We start from the raw sequence: 22,427 nt of genomic DNA, 5'->3' as shown, positions 1-22,427 counted from the left end.
AGGATAATGAACAAGATCATACAGGTTCACTGAACAGGTATCCAAATGAAGCGGCGTTCGGTTCAACTAACTCCTGGCACCGGCAAGCCCGAACGGATTGCCACCGTTCTCGAACATGAAATCCGCTCCGGTGTTCTGGGCTTCGGCGACCGGTTGCAAAGCGAGAACGAGCTCGTCCAGCGTTTCTCCGTCAGCCGTAACACCGTTCGCAAGGGTCTCGAGGAACTGTCTAGCCGCGGGCTGATCACCACCAAAGTCGGGATCGGCTCTTTCGTCACCTTCGATGGCAAGCCCGTTGATGACTCGATCGGTTGGTCGCGGGCGCTGGCCAACGCCGGCGCCAACGCCGAGACCCGCACGCTGCGGCTCGAGGTGATCGAGGACCCTGATCTTGCCGCGCTACTTGGTATAGAAAACCCGTTTTTCATCGCTGTCGACCGGGTGCGCACCAATGCCAGCGACGGCCACGCTATTTCCATCGAGCGCAGCCGACTGCCATTGTCGCCCGAACTGGAGGACGTGCCGTTGCGCGGCCTGCGCGAAGGCTCCCTGCACCAGACGCTTCGCGGCGCCGGCCTCATTCCCGACCATGGCGAGGAATGGGTCGGGATCGAAATGCTCAACCCTGAGGACGCTGCAATCCTCGGCTGCCCGCAAGGCACGCCATTCCTGCGCGGTCGTCGGCTGACCCGCGCCGCCGATGACCGGCCGATCGAATATGTGACCAGCCTGCTCAACCCGGCGCATTTTGCGCTGCATATGAGGTTCTGAGTGATGCCGGACGACGCCGGGAGCATGACCGATCGGGCCCTGGGAGCGCTTGTCGGCGGGGCACTGGGAGATGCGCTGGGCATGCCGACGCAGCTTTTGTCGCCGGAGCGGATTGCCGAACTCTACGGCCATGTCGAGGGCTTCATTACTCCTTTCGCCGACCATCCGGTGTCGAAGGGGCTCCCGGCCGGAACGATCACCGACGACACCGAACAGGCGCTTCTGCTTGGCCGTATCTTGGTCGAATCCGGTAACCGGTTCGACCATGCGCGGTGGGTCAACGCGCTGCTCGACTGGGAACGCGATGTCAAGGCGCGCGGCAGCTACGATCTGCTGGGACCATCAACCAAACGCGCCATCGACGCCATCAACAATGGTATACCAGCCGAGGAAGCCGGGCGCAGTGGCGACACAAATGGTGCGGCCATGCGCATCGCGCCAGTAGGTATCATGATGCCGCTGGAGTCGCTTGACGCGCTGGTCGCCAAAGTGGCCGAAACCTGCATGGCGACGCACAACACGTCGATCGCAATCGCTTCGGCCGCAGCGGTCGCTGCCGCCATCAGCCGCGGCGTCGCTGGCGGTGACTGGCGTGCCGCTTCCGACAACGCCATCACGGCAGCGAGACGAGGGGCGACGCTCGGCCATTGGGCGACCGGCGGTGACATTGCTGCGCGCATTGCTTGGGCGCAGGAGCTTGTGCGCGGCAAGGCGACGAAGGACGCGATCCGGCTGATCATCGATCTGGTCGGCACCGGCGTCGCCAGCCAGGAGTCGGTTCCGGCTGCATTCGCAGTGCTGGAAGTCGCCGGTGGTGACCCTTGGCAGGCGGCAGTCATCAGTGCCAATCTCGGTGGCGACACCGATACGATCGGCGCCATCGCGGCCGGCATGGCCGGCGCCTGCACCGGCTTTTCCCGATTGCCTCAGAACCGCATTGCAAACCTCAAGGGCATCGACATGACGGGGGTTAGCGCCCTCGCCGCCGACCTTGTTGTGGCGCGGATGTCCAAGGGCCGTGTGGACAAGGGCAGTGGCGGCAAGGATGCGGCGGCATGAGAGGGCGTCTCGTCCATGTCGGCAGCGCGGTGGTCGACTATGTTTACCGCATCGATGCCTTGCCGGCCCCGGGCACGGAGAAGACTGCGTCGAGCTATGCACGAGTCGCCGGCGGCGGCTTCAACATGATGGTCGCGGCCAGCCGCACCGGCATGAAGGCGGTGTTCGGCGGCCAACTCGGCAGCGGACCCAATGGCGACTTCCTGCGCAGCGCCTTCAACGCCGAGGGTATCAGTACTATGACCCCGCCATCGCCCATGATGGACAGCGGCCATTGCGTCGCCTTGATCTCGAGCGATGCCGAACGCACCTTCGTGTCTTGGCCGGGTGCTGAAAGCGTACTCAGCCTCGACATGCTGGCGCCCGTGGTGGTCGCTGCAGACGACTGGGTGTTCACGTCAGGCTATACGCTGAGCTATCCCAAGAGCCGCGACGCGCTCACCGACTGGATCGAGGCGCTTCCGGCCGACACACCGCTTGTCCTCGACCCGACACCTGTCATCACCGACATTCCCCACCCTATCCTGTCGCGGATACTCGCCCGTACTACCTGGTTGAGCTGCAACACGACGGAAGCGGCCGAGATCGCCGGTCAAGGCGATGTAGAGGCACTCGCAGCGCGGCTTCTTGCCGGCCATTGCCCGAAGGCCGACGGCGTCGTCATCCGGAGCGCCGCCAAGGGCTGTCATGTGCGGCTGGCAGACGGTTCCGTCCAGACCATCCCCGGCTTCGAGGTCGACGCCCTCGACACCAATGGCGCAGGCGACACCCATATCGGCGCTTTCGTCAGCGCGCTGGCGCGCGGCGTACAGCCTTTTCCGGCAGCGCGCTACGCCAATGCGGCGGCGGCCATTTCCGTCACCCGCCACGGTGGTTCATCAGCGCCGACTGACTATGAGATCCAGACATTCCTAAGCCATGCCGGCGGTCCCCAGATCGGCCTCCATGGCCAGAAGCAAGAGACCAAACGCCCGACAGCCTGACAAAGCCCGGGACGCGGGCAAACACAGAGAGGAACGAACATGCGCATGCCCGACTTGACTGCCCTGCTGACGGCGACCGCCGTCCTCACCTCCGCACTTGCATTTGCCGCAAACGCCGACGAGGTGCACGTACTCAACTGGAAGGGCTACGGCGCCGACGAGCCGTGGGCCACCGAGGCCTTCGAGAAGGCGACCGGCAACAAGGTCGTCAACGACTTCTTCAATTCCGAACAGGAAATGCTGACCAAGCTCAGGACCAATCCCGGCCTCTACGACGTCGTTATGATCAACGCCGCCTTCAACGACCAGGCAATGGCGGAAAAGCTGATCCAGCCGATCGACACATCCAAGCTGCCGAACTATGCCGACATCAGCAAGGACAAGGCGAGTTCGCCGATGCTTGTCCATAACGACAAGGTCTATGGGGTACCGTGGGTCTGGGGACTGACGGCGCTCGCCATCAACGACAAGTCCTTCGACAAGCCGCCAACGAGCATCGCTGAAATGTGGGATCCCGCCCACAAGGGCCGCGTCACCATCCGTGACGATGCCGTCGAGGCGGTGCAGTTCGGCGCCATTGCCACCGGCCAGAACATCAACGATGTCAAGGACATGGAGGCGGTCAAGGCGAAACTCACCTCGCTCATGCCGCAGATCAAGACGTTCTGGAGCTCGGAGAACGACTGGAACCAGATGGTTGCCTCTAACCAGATCGACATCGGCACCTATTGGAGCGGCTCGGCCGACCGCGCCAAGACCCATTTCAAGCTGCCAGTCTCGCTCGTGATCCCGCGGGAGGGCGCTGTCGCCTGGCTCGACGCCTTCTCCATTCCCGTCGGTTCCAAGAATGTCGCCGGCGCCGAGGCCTTTATCAACTACATGGTCGACCCGAAGTTCTATGTCGAATGGGTCACCAAGGTCGGAGCCCCGGTATCTGCCAATACCAAGGCCGTGGAAGCACTTCCCGAGGATGCGTTCAACCGCAAGGTGATGGGTGACCCGGCAGTTGCCAAGCGCATTCAGTTCCAGGCGCCGATCACAGACGCCCAGCGCGAAGCCTATCTGTCGCTCTGGCAGCAGCTCAAGGTCAACGTGAAGTAACAGCAGAAAGCGGGATCAGCCGATCATATATGTCGGCTGATCCTTCCCTGGGAGGGATTTCATGGCAGCACAGGTTGCAGCCGCGTCGCGCAGCGGGCTGAGATCGGCCTTGCCGCTACTGGCGCCTGCCTATCTCTGGCTGACGGTTGCGATCTTCTTGCCGCTCTCAGCCATGGTCTTCTTCTCTCTCATGACCGAGCTGCCGTTGTCGGGCAAGCCGTGGGCGTTCACGCTCGAAAACTATACCGCCTTCTTCTCGCAGAGCCTCTATCTGACGCTTCTGCTCGCCTCGCTGCGCCTCGGCCTCGAAGTGACGCTGTGGTGCATCATCGTCGGTTATCCCGCCGCTTATGTGCTAGCCAAGGTGCTGAAAGGCCGTAGCCGCGAAGCGATTTTCTTGCTCGTCATCCTGCCGTTCTGGTCAAACGGGCTTGTGCGCATCTTCTCCTGGGCGATGGTGCTGCGCGAAGGGGGCATTCTCGATACCGCGCTCAACGCCGTGCTGCCGTTCAAGATCAATATCGACCTGATGTATTCCTATCCGGCTGTCATCATCGGGCTAGTGCACTCCTACGTTCCTTACATGGTGCTGACCTGCTACCTGACCCTACAGGCCATCGACGACTCGCTGATCGAGGCCGGGCGCTCGCTCGGCGCATCGCGGCTGCAGATGCTGAAGCGGGTCATCATTCCGCTGTCGATGCCGGGGCTGGTGGCTGGCGCGGCCCTCATCTTCGTCCCGGTCGTTGGCTCGTTCATGGAGCCGCGCATACTTGGCGGCCGTACCGGCACCTTTTACGGCACTGTCATCGAGGACCAGTTCGTCGCCGTGTTCAATTGGCCGCTGGGTGCTGCGCTCTCCTTTATCCTGCTGGCCGTCGTGCTGGTCATCCTGGCGGTTGCCTCGCCGGTGCTGAGGAGGGCTATGTGATGGCGACGACACGGGTCCTCGAATGGCTCGGCCGCCTCTACATCTGGCTATTGCTCGCCTTCCTCTATGTGCCCATCATCATCATGGCGCTGATGTCTTTCAACGTTTCGCCCTTCTATCAGCTGCCGTTCGAATGGACGACGGAATGGTATGCCTCGCTGTGGCAGAACGACCAGCTCATCTCAGCCACCTGGAACAGCCTCGAGATCGCGGTCATCACCACCATCATTTGCGTGGTGCTTGGCTCCGCGGCGTCACTGGCGCTCTACCGCTATGAGTTTCGCGGCAAAAAATTCCTGCAGGCGCTGCTGTTTCCGCCAATCGCCATTCCGTGGCTAATTACCGGCACGGCGATGCTGATCTTCTTCTTCGGCGTCGGCATCGGGCGCGGTCTGTTCGCCATCCTGCTCGGCCACGTCGCGCTTGCACTGCCCTATGTCATCGTCGTCGCATCGGCCCGGCTGCAGACCTTCGCGCCCGAGTTGGAAGAGGCGGCGCGCTCGCTCGGCGCCAATCAATGGCAGGTGACGAACCGCGTCACGCTGCCCTGGATCATGCCGGGTGTCATTGCCGGAGGGCTGTTCGCTTTCGCCGTGTCCTTCGACCAGTTCGTCGTATCCTACTTTCTGTCGACGCCCGGCCAAACGACGCTGCCGGTCGAAATCTACGCCGCGATCCGTAAGGGATTCACACCTGAGATCAATGCGGTCTCGACGATCATCATTGTCGTGTCGATGGCATTGATGCTGCTCACGGCGCGTTTCTTCAAATTCGGCGGAGAGAAATAATGGCGGGCGTGCAGGTATCGAATGTGTCGCGCAGTTTTGGCGCGCACAAGGCGCTGGACGATGTCTCCATCGATTTTGCCGACGGCGGCTTCTACGCCCTGCTCGGTCCCTCCGGCAGCGGCAAGACCACGCTGCTGCGCCAGATCGCCGGCTTCGACTTTCCCGACTCTGGCCGCATTGCGATCGGAGGCGAGAGCGTCGAGCGGGTGCCGGTCGAAAAACGGCGCATCGGCATGGTGTTCCAGAACTACGCGCTGTTTCCCAATATGAGCGTCGCCGACAATGTCGCCTTCGGCTTGTCTGTGCGCGGCGAGCCCAAGGCAGTGATTGCTGCCGAGGTGCAGGGGGCGCTCGACCTCGTGCAACTCGGCAAGCTCGGTGGTCGCCGGCCACACCAGCTCTCCGGCGGCCAGCGCCAACGGGTGGCGCTCGCTCGCGCCATCATCACCAAGCCGCGTGTACTTCTGCTCGACGAGCCGCTCGGCGCTCTCGACAAAGCGCTGCGCGTCGGAATGCAGATCGAGCTCAAGCGCATCCAACGCGAGATCGGCATTACCACAATCTTCGTCACCCACGACCAGGAAGAAGCGCTGACGATGAGCGACCGCGTCGGCATTCTGCGAGACGGCAAGCTGGTGCAGGAAGGCCCGCCCGAGGAGATCTACAATCGGCCGAAGAGCGAGTTCGCCGCCACCTTCCTCGGCGATGCCAACATTTTTCGTGGCGAGAGCACAGGCAACGGCATCCGGCTGCCGGACGGCACGGCGATTTTCGCTGGATCTGGCGCCAACCTTGCCCCTGGTGCAAAGGCCATTTGCGCCGTACGACCCGAACGGATCCGCATCTTCACCGATGCTGCGGCTCCGGATACGGCCAATGCGAACGTGCTGCGGGGGGAAGTGTCGAAACGCATCTTTGCCGGCAATAGCAGCACCTACTTCGTCGAACGTGGCGGGCAGATGCTGAAAGTCATCGTGCAGAACACCGGTGTTGACAAGCTGGCGGAGGGCCAGGAAGTGGTGCTGCGGTGGTCGCCGGAGAGTACCGTCCTGATGGCAGCGAGTTAGTCTAGCGGGCGGCCGTGCTAACGGGACGTTGCGTTACCTCCCCACCTCCTCTGCCCTACCGAACATTCGTCGCTCATCGTGAGCAAAGAAAACATCCACCGCCAGATGTTGGCAGCACTAATTGACTGCGTTGGGTCCAGATCAGGACAAACCCTTTGCCGTGCAGACCGCCGGCTCACTCACATCTCGCACCAAGAAGCCGCCGGTCCACTTTCGGCCCAAACGCGACGTCTGAGTAATGCTTCGGCGATGACCGCTTTTGGCTTTGCTGCTGTTGAGCGACGCCAGCTTTCGCCCAAATCGCCCTCCCCATCATCCCACCACCCTCCCCTGCTCCACCTCCTCGGCATTCGGATCGCCCGGCGCCGTCGCCCAAGCCAGTTCGACCAGCGTCACCGTCCGCCTTCCGACCCCGTCGAGCTGGCACACGATCAGCCCCTGCTCCTCGATATAGGTCAGCAGGCGCCGGGCGCGGCGCAGCGAGTGCGAGCCGTAGGCGCGGGCGATGGCCGCGTCGCTCGGGCAGGGCCACCCCTCCTTGGCCGCGCGGGCGATCATCATGAACACGCCCTGCATATCCTCGGGCAGCAGCGAGGCGCGCGCCGAGACATCTTGCCAGGCGTCATCGTCGGCCATGTCGGAGCCCAAGCCGGCGCGGGCGCGCGTCAGCATGCGGCGGAACGCGGGCAGATCCGGCACGACCGAGGCGAGGCCCTCTATGCGGCAGCGGACCACGAATTCCTGATAGAGCACGCCGATGACACGGAAGCCCGCGTCGGGTTGCGCCAGCACGGCGCGCAGCACCCGGTCGACGCGCTCACGCCGCTCCGCCAAATCCTCGGCGCTGATCGGCGGCTCCACCGGTTCGGGGCGGATTTCGAGCGCCGCCGACTTTGCCGCCATGAGCTGATCGAGCAGGTCCGGCGACGACCGGCGCTGCGGCCGGACGGTTTCGGCCGGCGGGGCCGCCAGGATGATCGCGCGCGCGTCCTCCAGTCCCGATTCCGGCAGCGGCATCAGGCGCGGGGTCGCGTTGCGCGGGCTTGTATCGGTCGGGCCGATGCGCAAGCCGAGCGGGCGGCGCGACAGCGCCGGGCCGAGCGCCATGAACTGCCCGCGCTCGAGGTCGCGAAAGGCTTCCGCCTGGCGCCGCTCCATGCCGAGCAGGTCGGCCGCGCGCGCCATGTCGATATCGAGAAAGGTCCGGCCCATGAGGAAATTGGAAGCCTCGGCGGCGACGTTCTTGGCGAGCTTGGCCAGCCGCTGGGTGGCGATAATGCCGGCCAGCCCACGCTTGCGGCCACGGCACATCAGATTGGTCATGGCGCCGAGCGAGAGCTTACGCGCCTCGTCCGAAACCTCGCCGGCAACCGCCGGCGCGAACAGCTGCGCCTCGTCCACCACCACCAGCATCGGATACCAGTGGTCGCGGGCGACCTCGAAAAGCCCGCCGAGGAAGGCGGCGGCGCGCCGCATCTGGTTCTCGGCGTCGAGCCCCTCGAGATTAAGCACCGTGGACACGCGGTGGATGCGCGCCCGCTCACCGGCGCTCTGCAGGCCGCGCTCGGTATGCTCCTCTGCGTCGATCACCAGGTGGCCAAAACGGTCGCCCAGTGTCACGAAGTCGCCTTCGGGGTCGATGATCGTCTGCTGCACCCAGGGCGCACTCTGCTCCAAGAGCCGGCGCAGCAGGTGGGACTTGCCGGAGCCCGAATTGCCCTGCACCAAAAGGCGCGTCGCCAGCAGCTCCTCAAGATCCAGTGCCGCCGGGCCGCCTGCGCTCGTGTGGCCCATCTCGATCGCAACGGTCATGTCTCGACTCTCCTTAAGGAGAGGGCTTATCAACCGCATCACAGCCCGTCGAGCGCGCCATGGCCGACGCTCCGTGTTGCGCACAGGCTGGATGCTGCTCACGATCAGGGGATCGCAGAGGATTGGAATGAAACGGGCCGTTTCGATTCGATAAGGAGGCGGTGCGGATGTTTCGCAGCCGTTATCCGGAGGTCGAGTTGGATCTCATCGGGATGAATTCGCCATTGCTGGAAAGAGCACTCGCCGCCAGCGAGATCTACCTCGGCATGCTGCATCCCCGCTCTCGACCCCGGAGCTGATCGTCCATGGCCTGCCCGACGAGCCGCTGGTGCTGGCGTCCGGCAACACACCGGCTTGCGGCTCGCCTTTTACCGCTGTCGTGGTGCCATTCGCGAAACGACGAACAACAAAGCTCTCATAATGACTGTATCGATCACTATTTCTGTCGAACGGAACATCCTGGAAAAACTCTCGTTGGGTTAGATCGCGATCCAGCGATGCAACTCGATGGAGACACTAAGATGATGAAAATTCTCTCTGCATCCCTACTTGCTATCGGCCTGGCCACATCTGCCATGGCACAATCAACCGGTTCGGGAACTGGCGGAACTGGCATGAACAGCAATACCGGCGTCGACACGGGGACCGCCGGCAACAGCGGCAACAACGGGACCAGTACCACTACGCCGAACCAGATCGATCCGAATGCAACGAACGCCACCACGCCGCAGACAAACGGTATGGGGGACCGCTGCAAGGATACGGCAGGCAACGACACCGACAACAACACCCCAAGCGGCGCCATGACGTCGGATATGCAGAACTGCAACAAGTAACGGAGTTTTGCTCAGCGGTCGTTTCAGCCCGCTGCCTGGTCCAGACCGGGCACGGGCTCACCATTTTAGATGGACGGCGAGCCGAGGTCGGCTAGCCATACATTTTGTCTCAGCTAGGCTCCGCGACCGGCGGCGGCCAGCCCGGGGCCGGCGGCTGTTCTGCTGATTTTCGCGGAGAGAACTGGTGGAGCCAATCGGAATCGAACCGACGACCTCTTGAATGCCATTCAAGCGCTCTCCCAACTGAGCTATGGCCCCACTCCGGCAGTTCGCCGGCGCCGTTTCCGACGAAGAGATCCGGCGCGGGTTCTAGACCGCGCCGTTCGTGCAGGCGGCTTCTAACCCCGCCTTCAGTCAATATCAAGCCTTCAACAACCGCTTTTTCTAGGCGGCGCGGCGAAAGTCGGCGAATGCGGTTCGCTCAGACTTCGTCGTCGTCGTCGCCGACGCCGATCATGTCGGCGACGTCGTCGTCTTCTTCCTCCTCGTCGGCGAGGAACGTGTCATCCTCATCATCGCCAAGGTCGACGTCGTCCTCGTCATCGGCGAGATCGGGAAGCTCGTCGGCCTTCGCGTCCTCGTCCGCCTCTTCGAGCGAGACGACCTCGACGCCCTCTTCCTCCTCGGCGTCCACTTCCTTTTCGGCAACTTCCTCTTCTTCCTCGAGGGCGGCGATCTTGCCTTCTTCAAAATAGGAGCGCGGATAGCTCTTGCCCGTATAAGGCGAGACGATCGGGTCCTTGTTCAAGTCATAGAATTTTCGACCCGTCTCCGGGTCGATGCGTTTGGTGCCAAGTTCGGGTTTTGCCACAGCAAGCCTCGTCGATGAAAGTTTGGTCCCCTTAACCAGAGTTTACGGCGCTGTCAAAGCGAAAAGCCGGCGTCCCAAAAAGCGTGAATTCGAAGGCCTTCGTACCAAGGGGATGACCATTTCGGTCCGCCATGATAGGAGACCGCGCAAACCAGAAGAAAATAGCCGGGCGCCGGCGTTTCCAGGAAAGAACCATGTCGCACGCTGCCCCGAAACAGGCCACCGCCCGCAAATCATCTGGCCTTTCAGGTGCGGCACGGGTGCCGGGCGACAAGTCGATCTCGCACCGCTCGTTCATGTTCGGTGGCCTGGCCTCTGGCGAAACCCGCATCACCGGGCTGCTGGAAGGCGAGGACGTAATGCGTACGGGCGCTGCCATGAAGGCGATGGGCGCTCATATCGAGAAGCATGGCACCGAGTGGGTGATCCGCGGCACCGGCAATGGCGCGCTGCTGCAGCCGGAAGGCCCACTCGATTTCGGCAATGCCGGCACGGGCTCCCGCCTCACCATGGGCCTGGTCGGCACCTATGACATGGAAACCACCTTCATCGGCGACGCCTCGCTGTCCGGCCGGCCGATGGGCCGCGTGCTCGAGCCGCTGCGCCAGATGGGCGTGCAGGTGCTGAAGGCGACGCCTGGCGACCGCATGCCGATCACGCTGCACGGGCCCAAGCACGCCGCGCCGATCACCTACCGCGTGCCGATGGCATCGGCACAAGTCAAGTCGGCGGTGCTGCTGGCTGGGCTGAACACGCCGGGCATCACCACCGTCATCGAGCCGGTGATGACGCGCGATCACACCGAAAAGATGCTCAAGGGATTCGGCGCCAATCTGTCGGTTGAGACCGACGAGCGCGGCGTGCGCCACATTTTCATCGAAGGCCAGGGCAAGCTCACCGGGCAGACCATCGCGGTGCCAGGCGACCCCTCCTCGGCGGGCTTTCCACTGGTGGCGGCGCTGATCGTGCCGGGCTCGGACATTACAATCGAAAACGTGCTGATGAACCCGACCCGCACCGGACTTCTGTTGACGCTGCAGGAAATGGGCGCGCGCATCGACATAATCGACCCGCGCAACGAAGGCGGCGAGGACGTCGCCGACCTGCGCGTGCGCTATTCCGAGCTGAAGGGCGTCACCGTGCCGCCCGAACGGGCGCCGACTATGATCGACGAGTATCCGGTGCTTGCCGTGGCGGCCAGCTTCGCCGAGGGCGAAACGCTGATGCTCGGGCTGGAAGAGCTTCGGGTGAAGGAATCCGACCGGCTGTCGGCGGTCGCCAACGGGCTAACGCTCAACGGCGTCGACTGCACCGAGGGCGAGGCCTCGCTTGTCGTGCGTGGAAAGCCGGGCGGCAAGGGCCTCGGCCAGCACCCCAACGGACAGGGCACCATCGTCCAGACCCATCTCGACCACCGCATCGCCATGAGTTTTCTGGTGATGGGGCTGGCGACGGAAAAACCTGTGACCATCGACGACCAGGCGATGATTGCTACGAGCTTTCCGGAATTCATGGGGCTGATGAAGGGGCTGGGGGCGGAGATCGAGTAGCTTGACGGCAATCGCAAACCTTGAAGATTGGGCGCCAACATCCTTCCCTTCGTCATCCTGGGGCGAAGCAAGGAGCGAAGCGACGCAGCGAAGACCTCAGGAGCCATGCCGTGACGTCAGAGCATCGCAACGGTTCAGAATTCTGGCCCGCCGCATCTCTCGGTACATGTCACGGCATGGATCCCAGGGTCTCCGCGACGGAGCTTCGCTCCTGCTCCGCCCTGAGATGACGAAGGCGCGAGGGCTGGTCCACTGCCAATGAGCATCCCTTTTAGCATCGCCATCGACGGCCCGGCCGGCGCCGGCAAGGGCACGCTCGCCCGCAGGCTGGCCGATCACTACCGGCTGAACCTGCTCGACACCGGCCTTACCTATCGCGCGGTGGCGCATGCGCTGCTCCGGCTCGGCCTGCCGCTCGACAATGTTTCGGCCGCTGAAACCGCGGCCCGGCAGGTCGATCCGGCAAAGCTCGACCGCGCAGTGCTTTCGGCACACGCCGTTGGCGAGGCGGCTTCGAAAGTGGCAGTGATCCCGTCGGTGCGGCGCATCCTGGTAGAGAAACAGCGTGACTTCGCAAGAACACCGCCTGGCGCGGTGCTCGACGGCCGCGACATCGGCACCGTCGTCTGTCCCGATGCCGACGTAAAGCTCTATGTCACGGCCAGTGCCGAGGTGCGGGCAAAGCGGCGGCTGGATGAAATCGAGAGCATCGGCGGCACTGCCAATTTCGACGAAATCCTTGCCGATATCGTGCGCCGCGACGAGCGCGACATGGGCCGCGTGGACTCGCCATTGAAGCCGGCTGTCGACGCGCACTTGCTCGACACGTCGGAAATGGCTATAGAAGCCGCGTTTCTGGCAGCACGGGCGATCATCGACGACGTCCTGGCCAAGAGAAACAAAGCCTGAGCCTGGGTTTTCCTGCCGCCGCCGATTGCCGGCGACAAAAAGAATTCCCATATCGGGCGTGAACCAGCCTGCCAGCATTCTTCATGCGCCGGAATTGCCGCTCAAAGGCGGCCAGGGCTTTTGCCCGGAACGCCGGCAGGCCAACGCAACGCTAACCCACGGCGCCGGCCCCGCGACAGATTGCGGGGCATTCCAGGAGAAACTATGTCAGTTGCAAATCCCACTCGCGATGATTTCGCGAGCCTGCTCGAAGAATCATTTTCCGCCGGCCATTCCGGCGAAGGCCAGGTCGTCAAGGGCATCATCACTGCCATTGAGAAGGACATGGCTATCATCGACGTCGGCCTCAAGGTCGAAGGCCGCGTGCCGCTGAAGGAATTCGGCGTCAAGGGCAAGGACACGACGCTCAAGGTCGGCGACACGGTCGAGGTCTATGTCGAGCGTATCGAAAATGCGCTTGGCGAAGCCATGCTGTCGCGTGAGAAGGCCCGCCGCGAAGAGAGCTGGGTCCGTCTCGAAGAGAAGTTCACCAAGGGCGAACGCGTCGAAGGCGTCATCTTCAACCAGGTCAAGGGCGGCTTCACCGTCGACCTCGACGGCGCCGTGGCCTTCCTGCCGCGCAGCCAGGTCGACATCCGCCCGATCCGCGACGTCTCGCCGCTGATGCACAACCCGCAGCCCTTCGAGATCCTCAAGATGGATCGCCGCCGCGGCAACATCGTGGTGTCGCGCCGCACCGTGCTCGAGGAAAGCCGCGCCGAACAGCGTTCGGAAATCGTGCAGAACCTGGAAGAGGGCCAGGTGGTCGAAGGCGTGGTCAAGAACATCACCGACTATGGTGCGTTCGTCGACCTCGGCGGCATCGATGGGCTGCTGCACGTGACCGACATGGCATGGCGCCGCGTCAACCATCCGACCGAAATCCTCAATATCGGCCAGACGGTCAAGGTGCAGATCATCCGCATCAACCAGGAAACCCACCGCATCTCGCTCGGTATGAAGCAGCTCGAGAGCGATCCGTGGTCCGAGATCGGCACCAAGTTCCCGATCGGCAAGAAGATCAAGGGTACCGTCACCAACATCACCGACTACGGCGCATTCGTCGAGCTGGAGCCGGGCATCGAAGGCCTCATCCACGTTTCGGAAATGTCGTGGACCAAGAAGAACGTGCATCCCGGCAAGATCCTGTCGACAACGCAGGAAGTCGACGTTGTGGTGCTCGAAGTCGATCCGGCCAAGCGCCGTATCTCGCTCGGCCTCAAGCAGACGCTGGAGAACCCGTGGGAGGCCTTCGCGCGCAGCCATCCCGTCGGCAGCCAGGTTGAGGGCGAGGTCAAGAACAAGACCGAGTTCGGCCTGTTTATCGGCCTCGAAGGCGACGCCGACGGCATGGTCCACCTTTCCGACCTCGACTGGACCCGTCCGGGCGAGCAGGTGATCGAGGAGTACAATCGCGGCGACATGGTCAAGGCGCAGGTGCTCGACGTCGACATCGACAAGGAGCGCATCTCGCTCGGCATCAAGCAGTTGGCCAAGGACACGGTCGGCGAAGCCGCGACGTCGGGCGAACTGCGCAAGAACGCAGTCGTCACCTGCGAGGTTATCGGCGTGAAGGATGGCGGTCTGGAAGTGCGGCTGGTCGACAGCGGCATCGAGACTTTCATCAAGCGCTCCGACCTCAGCCGTGACCGCGACGAGCAGCGCCCGGAGCGCTTCACCGTCGGCCAGAAGGTCGACGCCCGCGTCATCGCCTTCGACAAGAAGACCCGCAAACTGCAGGTCTCGATCAAGGCGCTGGAAATCGCCGAAGAGAAGGAGGCGGTCGCCCAATACGGTTCGACCGATTCCGGCGCTTCGCTGGGCGACATCCTTGGCGCCGCGCTGAAGAAGCAGGGCAGCTAAGCCAATACCGCGCCTCGCGCGGGTTATAAACGAAACAAAAAGGCCCCGCCGGAACGATCCGGCGGGGCTTTTGCTTGTGACCTTTGCGACGGACCGTAGGCTCAGGCCCTGCCGTAAAGCGGCACCAGCGTGCCGCTGATGGCCATGTTGGCCGGCGAGGCGAGATAGGCAATGGCCTCGGCGGCCGCTTCAAGGCTGACCCATCTGCTGAAATCTGCGTTCGGCATGTCAGCCCGGTTGGCCGGCGTGTCGAGCGTCGAGGGCGCCACGGCGTTGACCAGGATGCCGTTGCCCTTCAGCTCTTCGGCCATTGCCACGGTCATCGCGGCGACTGCCGCCTTGGCGGCGGCGTAGGCCACCTTGCCGGAGCCGCGCCGCGGGTCGAGCCCGGCTCGCGCGGTGACATTGACAATGCGGCCCGGCATGGAAGATTCCAGCATCGAGCGTATCGCCGCGCGGCAGCACAGGAAGGTGGTGCGGGCGTTGGTGTCCATCATCTCGGCGAAGGAGGCGGGCTCGATCTTCTCGACCGGCGCGGCGGTGAAGCCGCCGGCCAGATGCACCGATGCCCATAAATTCGGAACGCTGGTATAGAAGGCGTCGACCTTGGCAGGGTCGGCGAGGTCGACGTTATGCGCCAGCCTGACGCGGTCATGCGCCGGGAAAGGGAAATGTGCAGGCGCGGCAGCGTGAGCGTTGGGCACATGGCAGATCGCGCCCTGCTCCAGCAGGTTCCCTACGACCGCGCCGCCAAGGGCACCGGTGCCGCCGGTCACCACGATATGTCTGCCGTCCAGTGTTTCCGTCATATTCGACCGCTCCGTCATTGCGCGCCGCCGATCCGGAAGGTCGCGCCTTTCGCGCGATCACTCAACCGAAATCTCTATGACGTAAGGTCGTCCAGTCGCCCGCGCGCGCCCAAGCGCGTCCGCCAAGCCGCCGGCGCCGGAAATCCGCTCGGCGGCAATGCCGTAGGCTTCGGCCAATTTGCAGAAATCCGGCGGTGCCGGGGAGACGCCGACCGGCTCGACGCCGACGTCGAGCATCGAGGTTTCGATCTCGCGGTAGCCGCGATTGTTCCAGACGGCGAAGATCACCGGTGCCGCAGCGTCGAGCGCGGCGCCCAGTTCCGGCAGGGTGAACTGGAAGCCGCCGTCGCCGGTGAGGCAAACGACCGGCGCCTCAGGCCTGGCAAGGACGGCGCCGATCGCCGCCGCCGGGCCATAGCCAAGCGCGCCGAAGCCGGTGGCCGCGTTGAACCAGCCGCCCGGCCGGTCATGATCGTAATAGAGGTTGGCGGCGTAGACCGGCTGGGTCGAATCGCCGACGATGATCGCGCCAGGCAGCGCATCGCGGATCGTCTCGACGGCGCGCAGTTGCGCCTGCATAGCCGGGCCGATCTCGGCAAAGGCCGCTTGCCGCGTCGCGGCGGCGCGAGCGGCGCCGTCGACCGATTGCGCCTGGCCCGTGCCGAGTTCGGCACGCAGCGCCTCGAGCGCTGCACCGCAATCGGCCTGGATCGAAATCCGGGCCGGCCGGCGGGCAAGCTGGTCGGCGCCGATGTCGATACGGATCAGATTGGCAGGCAGGACAAAACCGCCGTCGCCATAGCCATCATAGTCGGTCGGACCGAATTCGGTGCCGGCGGCAATGACCAGATCGGCGCCGGCCATCAGCGCACGCACCGCCTTCAGGCTGGGACTGGCCGGCACGCCAAGCGGATGGCGATAGAGCAGGCCGCGCGCATTGGCGGTCTGGACGACCGGCGCTCCCAACCTCTCGGCAAGGCGCTGCAACGGTGCTTCGGCCGCTTTGGCGCCGCCGCCGGCCAGGATAAGCGGCCGGCGGGCAGACGCGCATAGCCTTGCCGCCCCGGCAATCGCCGCCACATCCGGCTCGGGCGGCGCTGAATTCCGCAGCAGCGGCACGATGCCGTTGGCAGGCAAGCTCATGACATCGGTCGGGATCTCGATATGCACCGGACCCGGACGCGAGGATGAAAACAGTGCAAAGGCGCGGGCGAGCACGCCGGGCAGTTCGCCGGCCTCGGTGACACGGTGCGAAAACAGCGCCACCTTCTCCATCATGCCGCGCTGGTCCGGCAGTTCATGCAGATGGCCAAGGCCTTTGCCCAGCGTCGGTGTGGCGTTGACGCCCGAGATTACCAGCATCGGCACCGAATCGGCGCGCGCCTGGCCCATGGCGGTGATGGTGTTGGTCAGCCCCGGCCCGGTGATGACGAAGGCGATGCCCGGCCTGCCGCTGGCGCGCGCATAGCCATCAGCCATGAAGCCGGCGCCCTGCTCGTGGCGCGGCGTGACGTGACGGATCTTCGATCGCGCAAGCCCGCGATAGAGCTCGACCGTGTGTACGCCGGGAATGCCGAAGACTGTGTCGACGCCGTGCGCTTCGAGCAAGGTGATGAGCGCTTCGCCGATGGTCGTCATTGTCTTAGCACCGGGCGTGTGAGGCAGGTCGGGCCGCCCTCGCAGGCAATGCACAGCGCATCGGCCTCGAATGTCGAGACCGTACAGCCAGCGGCCTGCATGGCAGCCGCCGTCTTCGGAAAACCGGCAACGGCGATAACCTGGCGCGGCGCGGTCGGCAGGACGTTGAGGCTGAGCCCATTCGAGGCGAAGAATTCGTCGGCGTCGCCCTCGACCAGCCGAATGCCGCGTTCGCGCAGCATCTGGTAGAAGGCGACCGGCAGGAGGGGCGCATAGACCAGCGCCAGATCGTCGGCCAGCGGGCTGATCACCGACATCAGGTGCAGGCAGGCCTCCTCGCCTTGCCAGAGCGGCAGGTCGAAGCCGTAGACCTGGATACCCTTGGGCGAAAGCAGGTTGGAGAGCTGCTGGATGCCAAGCTGATTGGTGCGCACGCCGCGGCCGACGGCCAGCGTGTTTGCATCCACCCACACGCAGTCGCCGCCCTCGACCTGGCCGGGAGCCTCGATACGGCCGAGGATGGGGATGCCCATGCGCCCATAGGCTGCCTCGTGAAGGTCTGGCTCGGGCCGGCGCAGCGCCTTGCCCATAGCGAGGATAACCGCGCCGTGGTCGGTCATCAGCGAGGGATCGTGGGTGAAGACCGAATCGGCAAGCCCGTCATCGGCGTCGCTCAGCCATTCGATTTCGGCGCCTGAGACAGAAATCAGCCTGGCCAGCGCATCATGCTGGGCCGCCGCTTTTTGCGGATCGAAGCCGGGGCCATAGTGCCAATCCAGCGCTTCGGCCCGACGCATGGCGCTGGCGGCGGAGCGCATCAGCACGCGCTGCAGCGTCCCGGCCATCGACTGCGACCCGTATGCTTTGCCCACTAAATTCTCCTGAAACGCGCCCCTCCTGCCAATAGCCACTCGGCAGGCGGTGATCAATGGTCCAAAAACTGCGGTTGACGGAGGCAAGCGGAACGGTCCATCTTGAGAATCGGAACGCTGTCCAGTGACGGGTAATGGGTAAAAAATTCCAGCAAGGACTGCCTCGGTTGCTCCGCGGGGCGCCGCGACGATGACAGCGCCCGTCACCGCCCTGAAGCATCCGGCGCAGAACGGCGCTGCCGAAGCCATCCACGTCGAGAACCTGCACAAGAATTTCGGCAACCTGCACGTACTGAAGGGCGTTTCGCTGTCGGCGCGCGACGGCGAGGTGATCGCCATCATCGGCGGCTCAGGCTCGGGCAAATCCACGCTGCTGCGCTGCATCAACTGCCTGGAGAACCCGACCAGCGGCATCATCCGCGTCAATGGCGAGCAGATCCGGTTGAAGGCCGACAGCCACGGCCACACCGTGCCCGCCGACCGCAAGCAGATCGAACGCATCCGCTCCAAGCTCGGCATGGTCTTCCAGAACTTCAATCTGTGGAGCCACATGACGTTGATCGAGAACGTCATCGAGGTTCCCGTGCATGTGCTCGGCGTCAAGCGCGATGTGGCGATCGGCGAGGCGGAAAAGCTGCTCGCCCGCGTCGGCCTTGCCGAAAAACGCGACGTCTATCCGGCCTATCTGTCGGGCGGCCAACAACAGCGCGCCGCGATTGCCAGGGCGCTGGCCATCAATCCGCGCGTCATGCTGTTCGATGAGCCGACCTCGGCGCTGGACCCGGAGCTGGTCGGTGAGGTGCTGAAGGTGATCGGCGACCTGGCGCGCGAAGGCCGCACCATGGTGCTGGTCACCCATGAGATGAAGTTTGCCCGCGAGGTCGCGACGCATGTCGTCTACCTCCATAATGGGCTGGTCGAGGAAGAAGGGCCGCCGGAACAGATCTTCGGCGCACCCAGATCCGAAAGACTGAAGCAGTTTCTGCGCAATGTTGGATGACTTGCGAGAAAAGCAGACGGGAACGTCAAAGCAAAAAAACGGGAGAACTGAAAGAAATGAAACCTTTTCTCAAAACGGTGCTCGCGGCCACGCTGATCGCATTGTCGGGTGCATTTTCGGCAAGCGCCGAACAGATCAAGGTGGGATTTTCGCCTGAAGCCTATCCGCCGTTTTACTCGCAGGATGCATCCGGCAAGTGGGGCGGCTGGGAAGTCGACATCGTCAACGCCATCTGCGGCGAAGCCAAGCTGGATTGCGTATTGACGCCAGTCCCATGGGACGGCCTTATCCCGGCGCTTAAAACCAAGAAGATCGATGCAATCATGAATTCGATGTCCATTACCGACGAACGCAAGAAGGAAATCGACTTCTCCGACAAATATTATAACACGCCGACCGCGGTAATCGGCGCCAAGGATCAGAAATTCGATGCGACGCCAGAGGGGCTGAAGGGCAAGATAGTCGGCGTTCAGGCCTCCACGGTGCACGCCGCCTACGCCAAGAAGCACTTCACCGACGCTGCGGAAATCAAGGAATACCAGACGCAGGACGAGGCAAATCAGGATCTCGCCGCCGGCCGGATCGATGCCACCCAGGCCGATTCGATCGCGCTCGACGCATTTTTGAAGTCGGATCAAGGCAAAGCGTGCTGCGACCTCAAGGGTTATGTCGCACCGGACCTGGAAGTGCTCGGGCCTGGCGTCGGCGCCGGCGTACGCCAAGGCGACACCGAGCTCAAGGATAAGCTCAATGCCGCAATCAAGGCTATCCGAGCCAATGGCAAGTATGCCGAAATCACCAAGAAGTACTTCGACTTCGACATCTACGGCGGCGAGTCGCAGTCCAACTGACGGCAGCGGCATCAAGCCGGGCAGGCCTAGCCGCCATCGTCGCGAGGGCACGTCCGGCTTGATACATCATTGGCGCCTCAACCCGGAAGTCCAGGGGGACATAAGCTGAGCGACGTTCTCGCCACCATGTTCGGAGCCAGTTCGCTGGAATTGCTGTCCTTCGAACCGCCGAACGGCAGGGGTCTCAACCTTCTGCACGGGCTGGCAAACTCGGTCGGAATTGCCTTCGGTTCCTTTGGGGTCGGTCTTGTGATCGGCGTCGGCGGCGCCTATGGCAAGCTCTATGGCGGGCCGGTGGTCCGTGACCTGCTGGAAGTCTACACCACAGTGGTCCGCGCCGTGCCCGAGTTGGTCCTGATCCTGCTGCTTTATTTCGCTGGTACCGACCTCATCAACCAGTTGCTTACCGCGCTCGGCTATGCCGCGATCGATATCAACGGGGTTGTCGCCGGCATAGGTGTGCTCGGGGTCGTGCAGGGCGCCTACTCCACCGAAGTCTTGCGCGGCGCGATCCGCGCCATTCCGCAAGGCCAGATCGAAGCCGCCCGGGCGTATGGAATGCCTCCCGGCCTGCTTCTCAGGCGCATAACGCTGCCGGCGATGCTGCCCTTCGCCATTCCGGGGTTGGCAAATCTGTGGCTGATCGCCACCAAGGACACCGCGCTTCTCGCGATCGTCGGCGTTAATGAACTGACCCAAACCACACGGACGGCAGCCGGCGCGACGAAGGCTTATTTCACTTTCTTCATGGCGGCGGGCGCGCTCTATCTCGTGCTGACGCTCGTCTCCAACATCGCTATCGGGCGCGTTGAGCGCTGGGCACGACGCGGCATGCCCTCGATCGCAGGATCGCATTGATGGCCGCCGAAACTCCGGTCATTGACGCCGCCGCACGGGCCTCGCTGTGGATGCAGCCACACCGCATAGCGCTGATCCTGATCGCGCTGGTTGTCGTAGTGGCATCGATTTTCCTCATGCGCTGGGATTGGCTGCCGGCCTATCTGCCGCTTGCTTTGCAAGGCATATGGCGGACCATCTGGCTGCTTGTGGTAACGTCGGTGCTGGGCATCGCGCTGGCCATTCCCCTCGGCCTTGCGCAGGTGATCGGCCCGCCGATCTTGAGTGTGCCGGCCAAGGTGTTCTGCACGATTATTCGCGGCACGCCGCTGCTGCTCCAGCTCTGGCTGCTCTACTACGGACTGGGTTCGCTGTTTCCGCAATTTCCTTGGATACGCGAGTCGTTCCTCTGGCCCATTCTAAGGCAGGCATGGCCCTACGCCGTTCTTTCTCTGACGATCTCGTATGCCGGCTATGAAGGCGAAGTAATGCGTGGCGCCTTCGCCGGGGTACCGCTTGGCCAACTCGAAGCGGCCCGCGCTTTCGGCATGAGCCGTTGGAAAATCTTCAGGCGCATATGGCTCCCGCAGGCGATCAGCCGGGCACTGCCGACGCTGGCGGGTGAAACTGTTCTCCAGCTGAAAGCGACACCGCTGGTGGCAACGATAACTATGGTCGACATCTATGCCGTAGCCTCGCGGGTGCGCCAGGATTTATTCATCACCTACGAACCCTTGCTGCTTCTGGCGTTGGTCTATATGTCCATCACCGGTATCCTGGTGTTCGGTTTCCGCAGGCTCGAGGCGCGGATCCCGAGCAAGCTAGGCTAAGGCTGTTAAAGTCGCGAATTCAGGGCAGCTGCCATGCAACTCAGTCTCGACCAGGCGACAGGGCTGTGCCGGATGGCCGCACTTGGCGCCGGCGCCAACGAAGAGGCGGCGCAGTCGCTGGCTGCCTCGATCGTCGCGGCCGAGGCTGAAGGACTGTCGACAGTCGGGCTGTCGCACTTCATCGATTATCTCGAAGCACTGGAAGCTGGCCGTATCGACGGCAACGCCGATCCGGTGATCACCAGGCCGGCACTCGCGGTCTATCTTTCCGATGCGCGCGGCGGCTTAGCGCATACCGGTTTCGACCGCACGATCGATGACCTCGCCAAGGCGGCGCGGCTGTTCGGCGTCGCCATCTTTTCGCAGAAGAATGCTTATACCTGCGGCGCGCTCGGCTATTTCACCGGACGGCTGGCCGCGCAGGGATTAGTGTCGTTCGCCGCCACCAACGGACCGGCCGTGCTTGCCGGCTCGGGCTCGATCAAGCCGGTCTACTGCACCAATCCGATGTCCTTTGCCGCACCCACCACGGACGGGGCGCCGCTGGTCATCGACCAGTCGTCGAGCGCCACCGCCTTCGTCAACATCCGCAAGGCGGCCGAGGACGGCAAGAAGATCCCCGAAGGCTGGGCACTGGACGCCAGCGGCAATCCAACCACGGACCCGGCAGCCGCCATGAAAGGCGCCATGCTTGCCTTCGGCGGCCAGCGCGGCGCCAACATCGCGCTGATGGTCGAGGTGCTGGCTGCGGGCCTGTCGGGCGCCAACTGGTCGCTCGATGCGCCATGGTTCAGCGGCGGGCCGGACAGTCCGGGGACCGGCCTGTTCGTGCTCGCCGTCGAGCCCAAGCTGCTCGATCCGGACTTCGAGAAACGGATGAAGGACCAGCTCGACAGGTTGCGGCGGCGCTATGGCGTGCATGTGCCGGGGCGTGCCCGGGCAGAAGCGGCAGAGAAGGCGGCGGCGCGCGGCATAAGCGTGCCGAAAGCCGTGGTGCAACGCATTTCCGAATTCGCCGCGCGCTATTCGTCCTAAAGAAATTCGTTTGTCGGATGAGCGGCAGAGGCCGG

General features: G+C 63.6%; 21 protein-coding genes and 1 tRNA gene. 16 read left to right on the top strand and 6 right to left on the bottom strand.

Annotated elements, in window-relative coordinates:
- Window positions 1–45: 45 nt before the first annotated feature.
- The 7 genes from NMG46_RS02125 to NMG46_RS02095 all read left to right on the top strand — a co-directional run bounded on the left by NMG46_RS02125 (window position 46) and on the right by NMG46_RS02095 (window position 6,700).
- Window positions 46–771: a GntR family transcriptional regulator gene (locus NMG46_RS02125; protein ID WP_254816074.1), complete on the top strand. Its 726-nt coding sequence runs from the start codon at window positions 46–48 to the stop codon at window positions 769–771.
- Window positions 772–774: 3 nt separating this feature from the next.
- Entirely contained in the window at window positions 775–1,830 is a 1,056-nt protein-coding gene (locus NMG46_RS02120) for an ADP-ribosylglycohydrolase family protein (RefSeq protein WP_254816385.1), read from the top strand.
- A complete protein-coding gene (locus NMG46_RS02115; RefSeq protein WP_254816073.1) occupies window positions 1,827–2,813 on the top strand; it encodes a PfkB family carbohydrate kinase in 987 nt (328 codons plus the stop codon). The genes NMG46_RS02120 and NMG46_RS02115 overlap by 4 nt, the downstream gene beginning before the upstream one ends.
- 39 nt (window positions 2,814–2,852) lie before the next feature.
- Complete coding sequence (locus tag NMG46_RS02110; protein ID WP_254816072.1) at window positions 2,853–3,914, top strand: ABC transporter substrate-binding protein; 1,062 nt, start codon at window positions 2,853–2,855, stop codon at window positions 3,912–3,914.
- A gap of 61 nt (window positions 3,915–3,975) precedes the next feature.
- Window positions 3,976–4,845 (top strand): ABC transporter permease, encoded by an 870-nt coding sequence (locus NMG46_RS02105; RefSeq protein ID WP_254816071.1) that lies wholly within the window; start codon window positions 3,976–3,978, stop codon window positions 4,843–4,845.
- Window positions 4,845–5,633, top strand: coding sequence for an ABC transporter permease (locus tag NMG46_RS02100; RefSeq protein WP_254816070.1), 789 nt, complete (start codon window positions 4,845–4,847; stop codon window positions 5,631–5,633). The genes NMG46_RS02105 and NMG46_RS02100 overlap by 1 nt, the downstream gene beginning before the upstream one ends.
- Window positions 5,633–6,700 carry an ABC transporter ATP-binding protein gene (locus NMG46_RS02095; protein WP_254816069.1) on the top strand — a complete coding sequence of 356 codons (1,068 nt, stop codon included), beginning with the start codon at window positions 5,633–5,635 and terminating at the stop codon, window positions 6,698–6,700. The genes NMG46_RS02100 and NMG46_RS02095 overlap by 1 nt, the downstream gene beginning before the upstream one ends.
- A 312-nt stretch (window positions 6,701–7,012) precedes the next feature.
- Here NMG46_RS02095 and NMG46_RS02090 read toward each other — a convergent pair whose 3' ends face one another.
- A complete protein-coding gene (locus NMG46_RS02090) occupies window positions 7,013–8,512 on the bottom strand; it encodes an ATP-binding protein (protein WP_254816068.1) in 1,500 nt (499 codons plus the stop codon).
- Between the two features lie 521 nt (window positions 8,513–9,033).
- Between NMG46_RS02090 and NMG46_RS02085 the strand changes: the two genes are divergently transcribed.
- Window positions 9,034–9,348 (top strand): hypothetical protein, encoded by a 315-nt coding sequence (locus NMG46_RS02085; protein ID WP_254816067.1) that lies wholly within the window; start codon window positions 9,034–9,036, stop codon window positions 9,346–9,348.
- Between the two features lie 182 nt (window positions 9,349–9,530).
- Here the strand turns inward: NMG46_RS02085 and NMG46_RS02080 are convergent.
- Window positions 9,531–9,606: transfer RNA gene (locus NMG46_RS02080), tRNA-Ala, on the bottom strand.
- A 163-nt stretch (window positions 9,607–9,769) separates the two neighbouring features.
- Complete coding sequence (locus tag NMG46_RS02075) at window positions 9,770–10,159, bottom strand: TIGR02300 family protein (protein ID WP_254816066.1); 390 nt, start codon at window positions 10,157–10,159, stop codon at window positions 9,770–9,772.
- Between the two features lie 194 nt (window positions 10,160–10,353).
- Here NMG46_RS02075 and aroA point away from each other — a divergent pair, with 194 nt between their 5' ends.
- The 3 genes from aroA to rpsA all read left to right on the top strand — a co-directional run bounded on the left by aroA (window position 10,354) and on the right by rpsA (window position 14,520).
- Complete coding sequence (gene aroA, locus NMG46_RS02070) at window positions 10,354–11,709, top strand: 3-phosphoshikimate 1-carboxyvinyltransferase (RefSeq protein WP_254816065.1); 1,356 nt, start codon at window positions 10,354–10,356, stop codon at window positions 11,707–11,709.
- A 258-nt stretch (window positions 11,710–11,967) separates the two neighbouring features.
- Complete coding sequence (gene cmk / locus NMG46_RS02065; protein ID WP_254816064.1) at window positions 11,968–12,618, top strand: (d)CMP kinase; 651 nt, start codon at window positions 11,968–11,970, stop codon at window positions 12,616–12,618.
- Between the two features lie 204 nt (window positions 12,619–12,822).
- Window positions 12,823–14,520 (top strand): 30S ribosomal protein S1, encoded by a 1,698-nt coding sequence (gene rpsA / locus NMG46_RS02060; protein WP_254816063.1) that lies wholly within the window; start codon window positions 12,823–12,825, stop codon window positions 14,518–14,520.
- Between the two features lie 101 nt (window positions 14,521–14,621).
- Here rpsA and NMG46_RS02055 read toward each other — a convergent pair whose 3' ends face one another.
- Genes NMG46_RS02055 through NMG46_RS02045 form a run of 3 tightly spaced genes read right to left on the bottom strand, consistent with a single transcriptional unit; the run spans window position 14,622 to window position 17,812 of the window.
- Window positions 14,622–15,329 carry an SDR family NAD(P)-dependent oxidoreductase gene (locus tag NMG46_RS02055; RefSeq protein WP_254816062.1) on the bottom strand — a complete coding sequence of 236 codons (708 nt, stop codon included), beginning with the start codon at window positions 15,327–15,329 and terminating at the stop codon, window positions 14,622–14,624.
- 57 nt (window positions 15,330–15,386) lie between these two features.
- Entirely contained in the window at window positions 15,387–16,967 is a 1,581-nt protein-coding gene (locus NMG46_RS02050; protein ID WP_254816061.1) for a 5-guanidino-2-oxopentanoate decarboxylase, read from the bottom strand.
- Complete coding sequence (locus NMG46_RS02045; protein WP_254816384.1) at window positions 16,964–17,812, bottom strand: dimethylarginine dimethylaminohydrolase family protein; 849 nt, start codon at window positions 17,810–17,812, stop codon at window positions 16,964–16,966. The genes NMG46_RS02050 and NMG46_RS02045 overlap by 4 nt, the downstream gene beginning before the upstream one ends.
- Window positions 17,813–18,029: 217 nt before the next feature.
- Here NMG46_RS02045 and NMG46_RS02040 point away from each other — a divergent pair, with 217 nt between their 5' ends.
- From NMG46_RS02040 to NMG46_RS02020, 5 genes are all read left to right on the top strand, one after another.
- Window positions 18,030–18,839: an ABC transporter ATP-binding protein gene (locus NMG46_RS02040; RefSeq protein ID WP_254816060.1), complete on the top strand. Its 810-nt coding sequence runs from the start codon at window positions 18,030–18,032 to the stop codon at window positions 18,837–18,839.
- A 56-nt stretch (window positions 18,840–18,895) separates the two neighbouring features.
- A complete protein-coding gene (locus tag NMG46_RS02035; RefSeq protein ID WP_254816059.1) occupies window positions 18,896–19,690 on the top strand; it encodes a transporter substrate-binding domain-containing protein in 795 nt (264 codons plus the stop codon).
- A 126-nt stretch (window positions 19,691–19,816) separates the two neighbouring features.
- Window positions 19,817–20,548: an ABC transporter permease gene (locus NMG46_RS02030; protein ID WP_254816058.1), complete on the top strand. Its 732-nt coding sequence runs from the start codon at window positions 19,817–19,819 to the stop codon at window positions 20,546–20,548.
- Window positions 20,548–21,357 carry an ABC transporter permease gene (locus tag NMG46_RS02025; RefSeq protein WP_254816057.1) on the top strand — a complete coding sequence of 270 codons (810 nt, stop codon included), beginning with the start codon at window positions 20,548–20,550 and terminating at the stop codon, window positions 21,355–21,357. The genes NMG46_RS02030 and NMG46_RS02025 overlap by 1 nt, the downstream gene beginning before the upstream one ends.
- Before the next feature lie 33 nt (window positions 21,358–21,390).
- The gene (locus tag NMG46_RS02020) at window positions 21,391–22,392 is read left to right on the top strand and encodes an Ldh family oxidoreductase (protein ID WP_254816056.1); all 1,002 of its coding nucleotides are present in this window, start codon (window positions 21,391–21,393) and stop codon (window positions 22,390–22,392) included.
- Window positions 22,393–22,427 lie beyond the last annotated feature (35 nt).

It is taken from the genome of Mesorhizobium sp. LMG 17147 (genome assembly GCF_024297145.1).
In the GTDB taxonomy this organism is placed as follows: Bacteria; Pseudomonadota; Alphaproteobacteria; order Rhizobiales; family Rhizobiaceae; genus Mesorhizobium.
Note: the sequence above shows the minus strand (reverse complement) of the source record. Positions and strands in the feature narration are given on the sequence as shown.

What these genes read in the sequence shown, in the direction of transcription:
- NMG46_RS02125 (WP_254816074.1), top strand. Translation starts at nt 46, where the DNA reads ATGAAGCGGCGTTCGGTTCAACTAACTCCTGGCACCGGCAAGCCCGAA.
- NMG46_RS02040 (WP_254816060.1), top strand. Translation starts at nt 18,030, where the DNA reads ATGACAGCGCCCGTCACCGCCCTGAAGCATCCGGCGCAGAACGGCGCT.
- NMG46_RS02025 (WP_254816057.1), top strand. Translation starts at nt 20,548, where the DNA reads ATGGCCGCCGAAACTCCGGTCATTGACGCCGCCGCACGGGCCTCGCTG.
- NMG46_RS02095 (WP_254816069.1), top strand. Translation starts at nt 5,633, where the DNA reads ATGGCGGGCGTGCAGGTATCGAATGTGTCGCGCAGTTTTGGCGCGCAC.
- NMG46_RS02120 (WP_254816385.1), top strand. Translation starts at nt 775, where the DNA reads ATGCCGGACGACGCCGGGAGCATGACCGATCGGGCCCTGGGAGCGCTT.
- NMG46_RS02100 (WP_254816070.1), top strand. Translation starts at nt 4,845, where the DNA reads ATGGCGACGACACGGGTCCTCGAATGGCTCGGCCGCCTCTACATCTGG.
- NMG46_RS02105 (WP_254816071.1), top strand. Translation starts at nt 3,976, where the DNA reads ATGGCAGCACAGGTTGCAGCCGCGTCGCGCAGCGGGCTGAGATCGGCC.
- NMG46_RS02035 (WP_254816059.1), top strand. Translation starts at nt 18,896, where the DNA reads ATGAAACCTTTTCTCAAAACGGTGCTCGCGGCCACGCTGATCGCATTG.
- NMG46_RS02055 (WP_254816062.1), bottom strand. Translation starts at nt 15,329, where the DNA reads ATGACGGAAACACTGGACGGCAGACATATCGTGGTGACCGGCGGCACC.
- NMG46_RS02090 (WP_254816068.1), bottom strand. Translation starts at nt 8,512, where the DNA reads ATGACCGTTGCGATCGAGATGGGCCACACGAGCGCAGGCGGCCCGGCG.
- NMG46_RS02045 (WP_254816384.1), bottom strand. Translation starts at nt 17,812, where the DNA reads ATGGCCGGGACGCTGCAGCGCGTGCTGATGCGCTCCGCCGCCAGCGCC.
- NMG46_RS02110 (WP_254816072.1), top strand. Translation starts at nt 2,853, where the DNA reads ATGCGCATGCCCGACTTGACTGCCCTGCTGACGGCGACCGCCGTCCTC.
- NMG46_RS02085 (WP_254816067.1), top strand. Translation starts at nt 9,034, where the DNA reads ATGATGAAAATTCTCTCTGCATCCCTACTTGCTATCGGCCTGGCCACA.
- NMG46_RS02020 (WP_254816056.1), top strand. Translation starts at nt 21,391, where the DNA reads ATGCAACTCAGTCTCGACCAGGCGACAGGGCTGTGCCGGATGGCCGCA.
- rpsA (WP_254816063.1), top strand. Translation starts at nt 12,823, where the DNA reads ATGTCAGTTGCAAATCCCACTCGCGATGATTTCGCGAGCCTGCTCGAA.
- NMG46_RS02030 (WP_254816058.1), top strand. Translation starts at nt 19,817, where the DNA reads ATGTTCGGAGCCAGTTCGCTGGAATTGCTGTCCTTCGAACCGCCGAAC.
- NMG46_RS02050 (WP_254816061.1), bottom strand. Translation starts at nt 16,967, where the DNA reads ATGACGACCATCGGCGAAGCGCTCATCACCTTGCTCGAAGCGCACGGC.
- aroA (WP_254816065.1), top strand. Translation starts at nt 10,354, where the DNA reads ATGTCGCACGCTGCCCCGAAACAGGCCACCGCCCGCAAATCATCTGGC.
- cmk (WP_254816064.1), top strand. Translation starts at nt 11,968, where the DNA reads ATGAGCATCCCTTTTAGCATCGCCATCGACGGCCCGGCCGGCGCCGGC.
- NMG46_RS02115 (WP_254816073.1), top strand. Translation starts at nt 1,827, where the DNA reads ATGAGAGGGCGTCTCGTCCATGTCGGCAGCGCGGTGGTCGACTATGTT.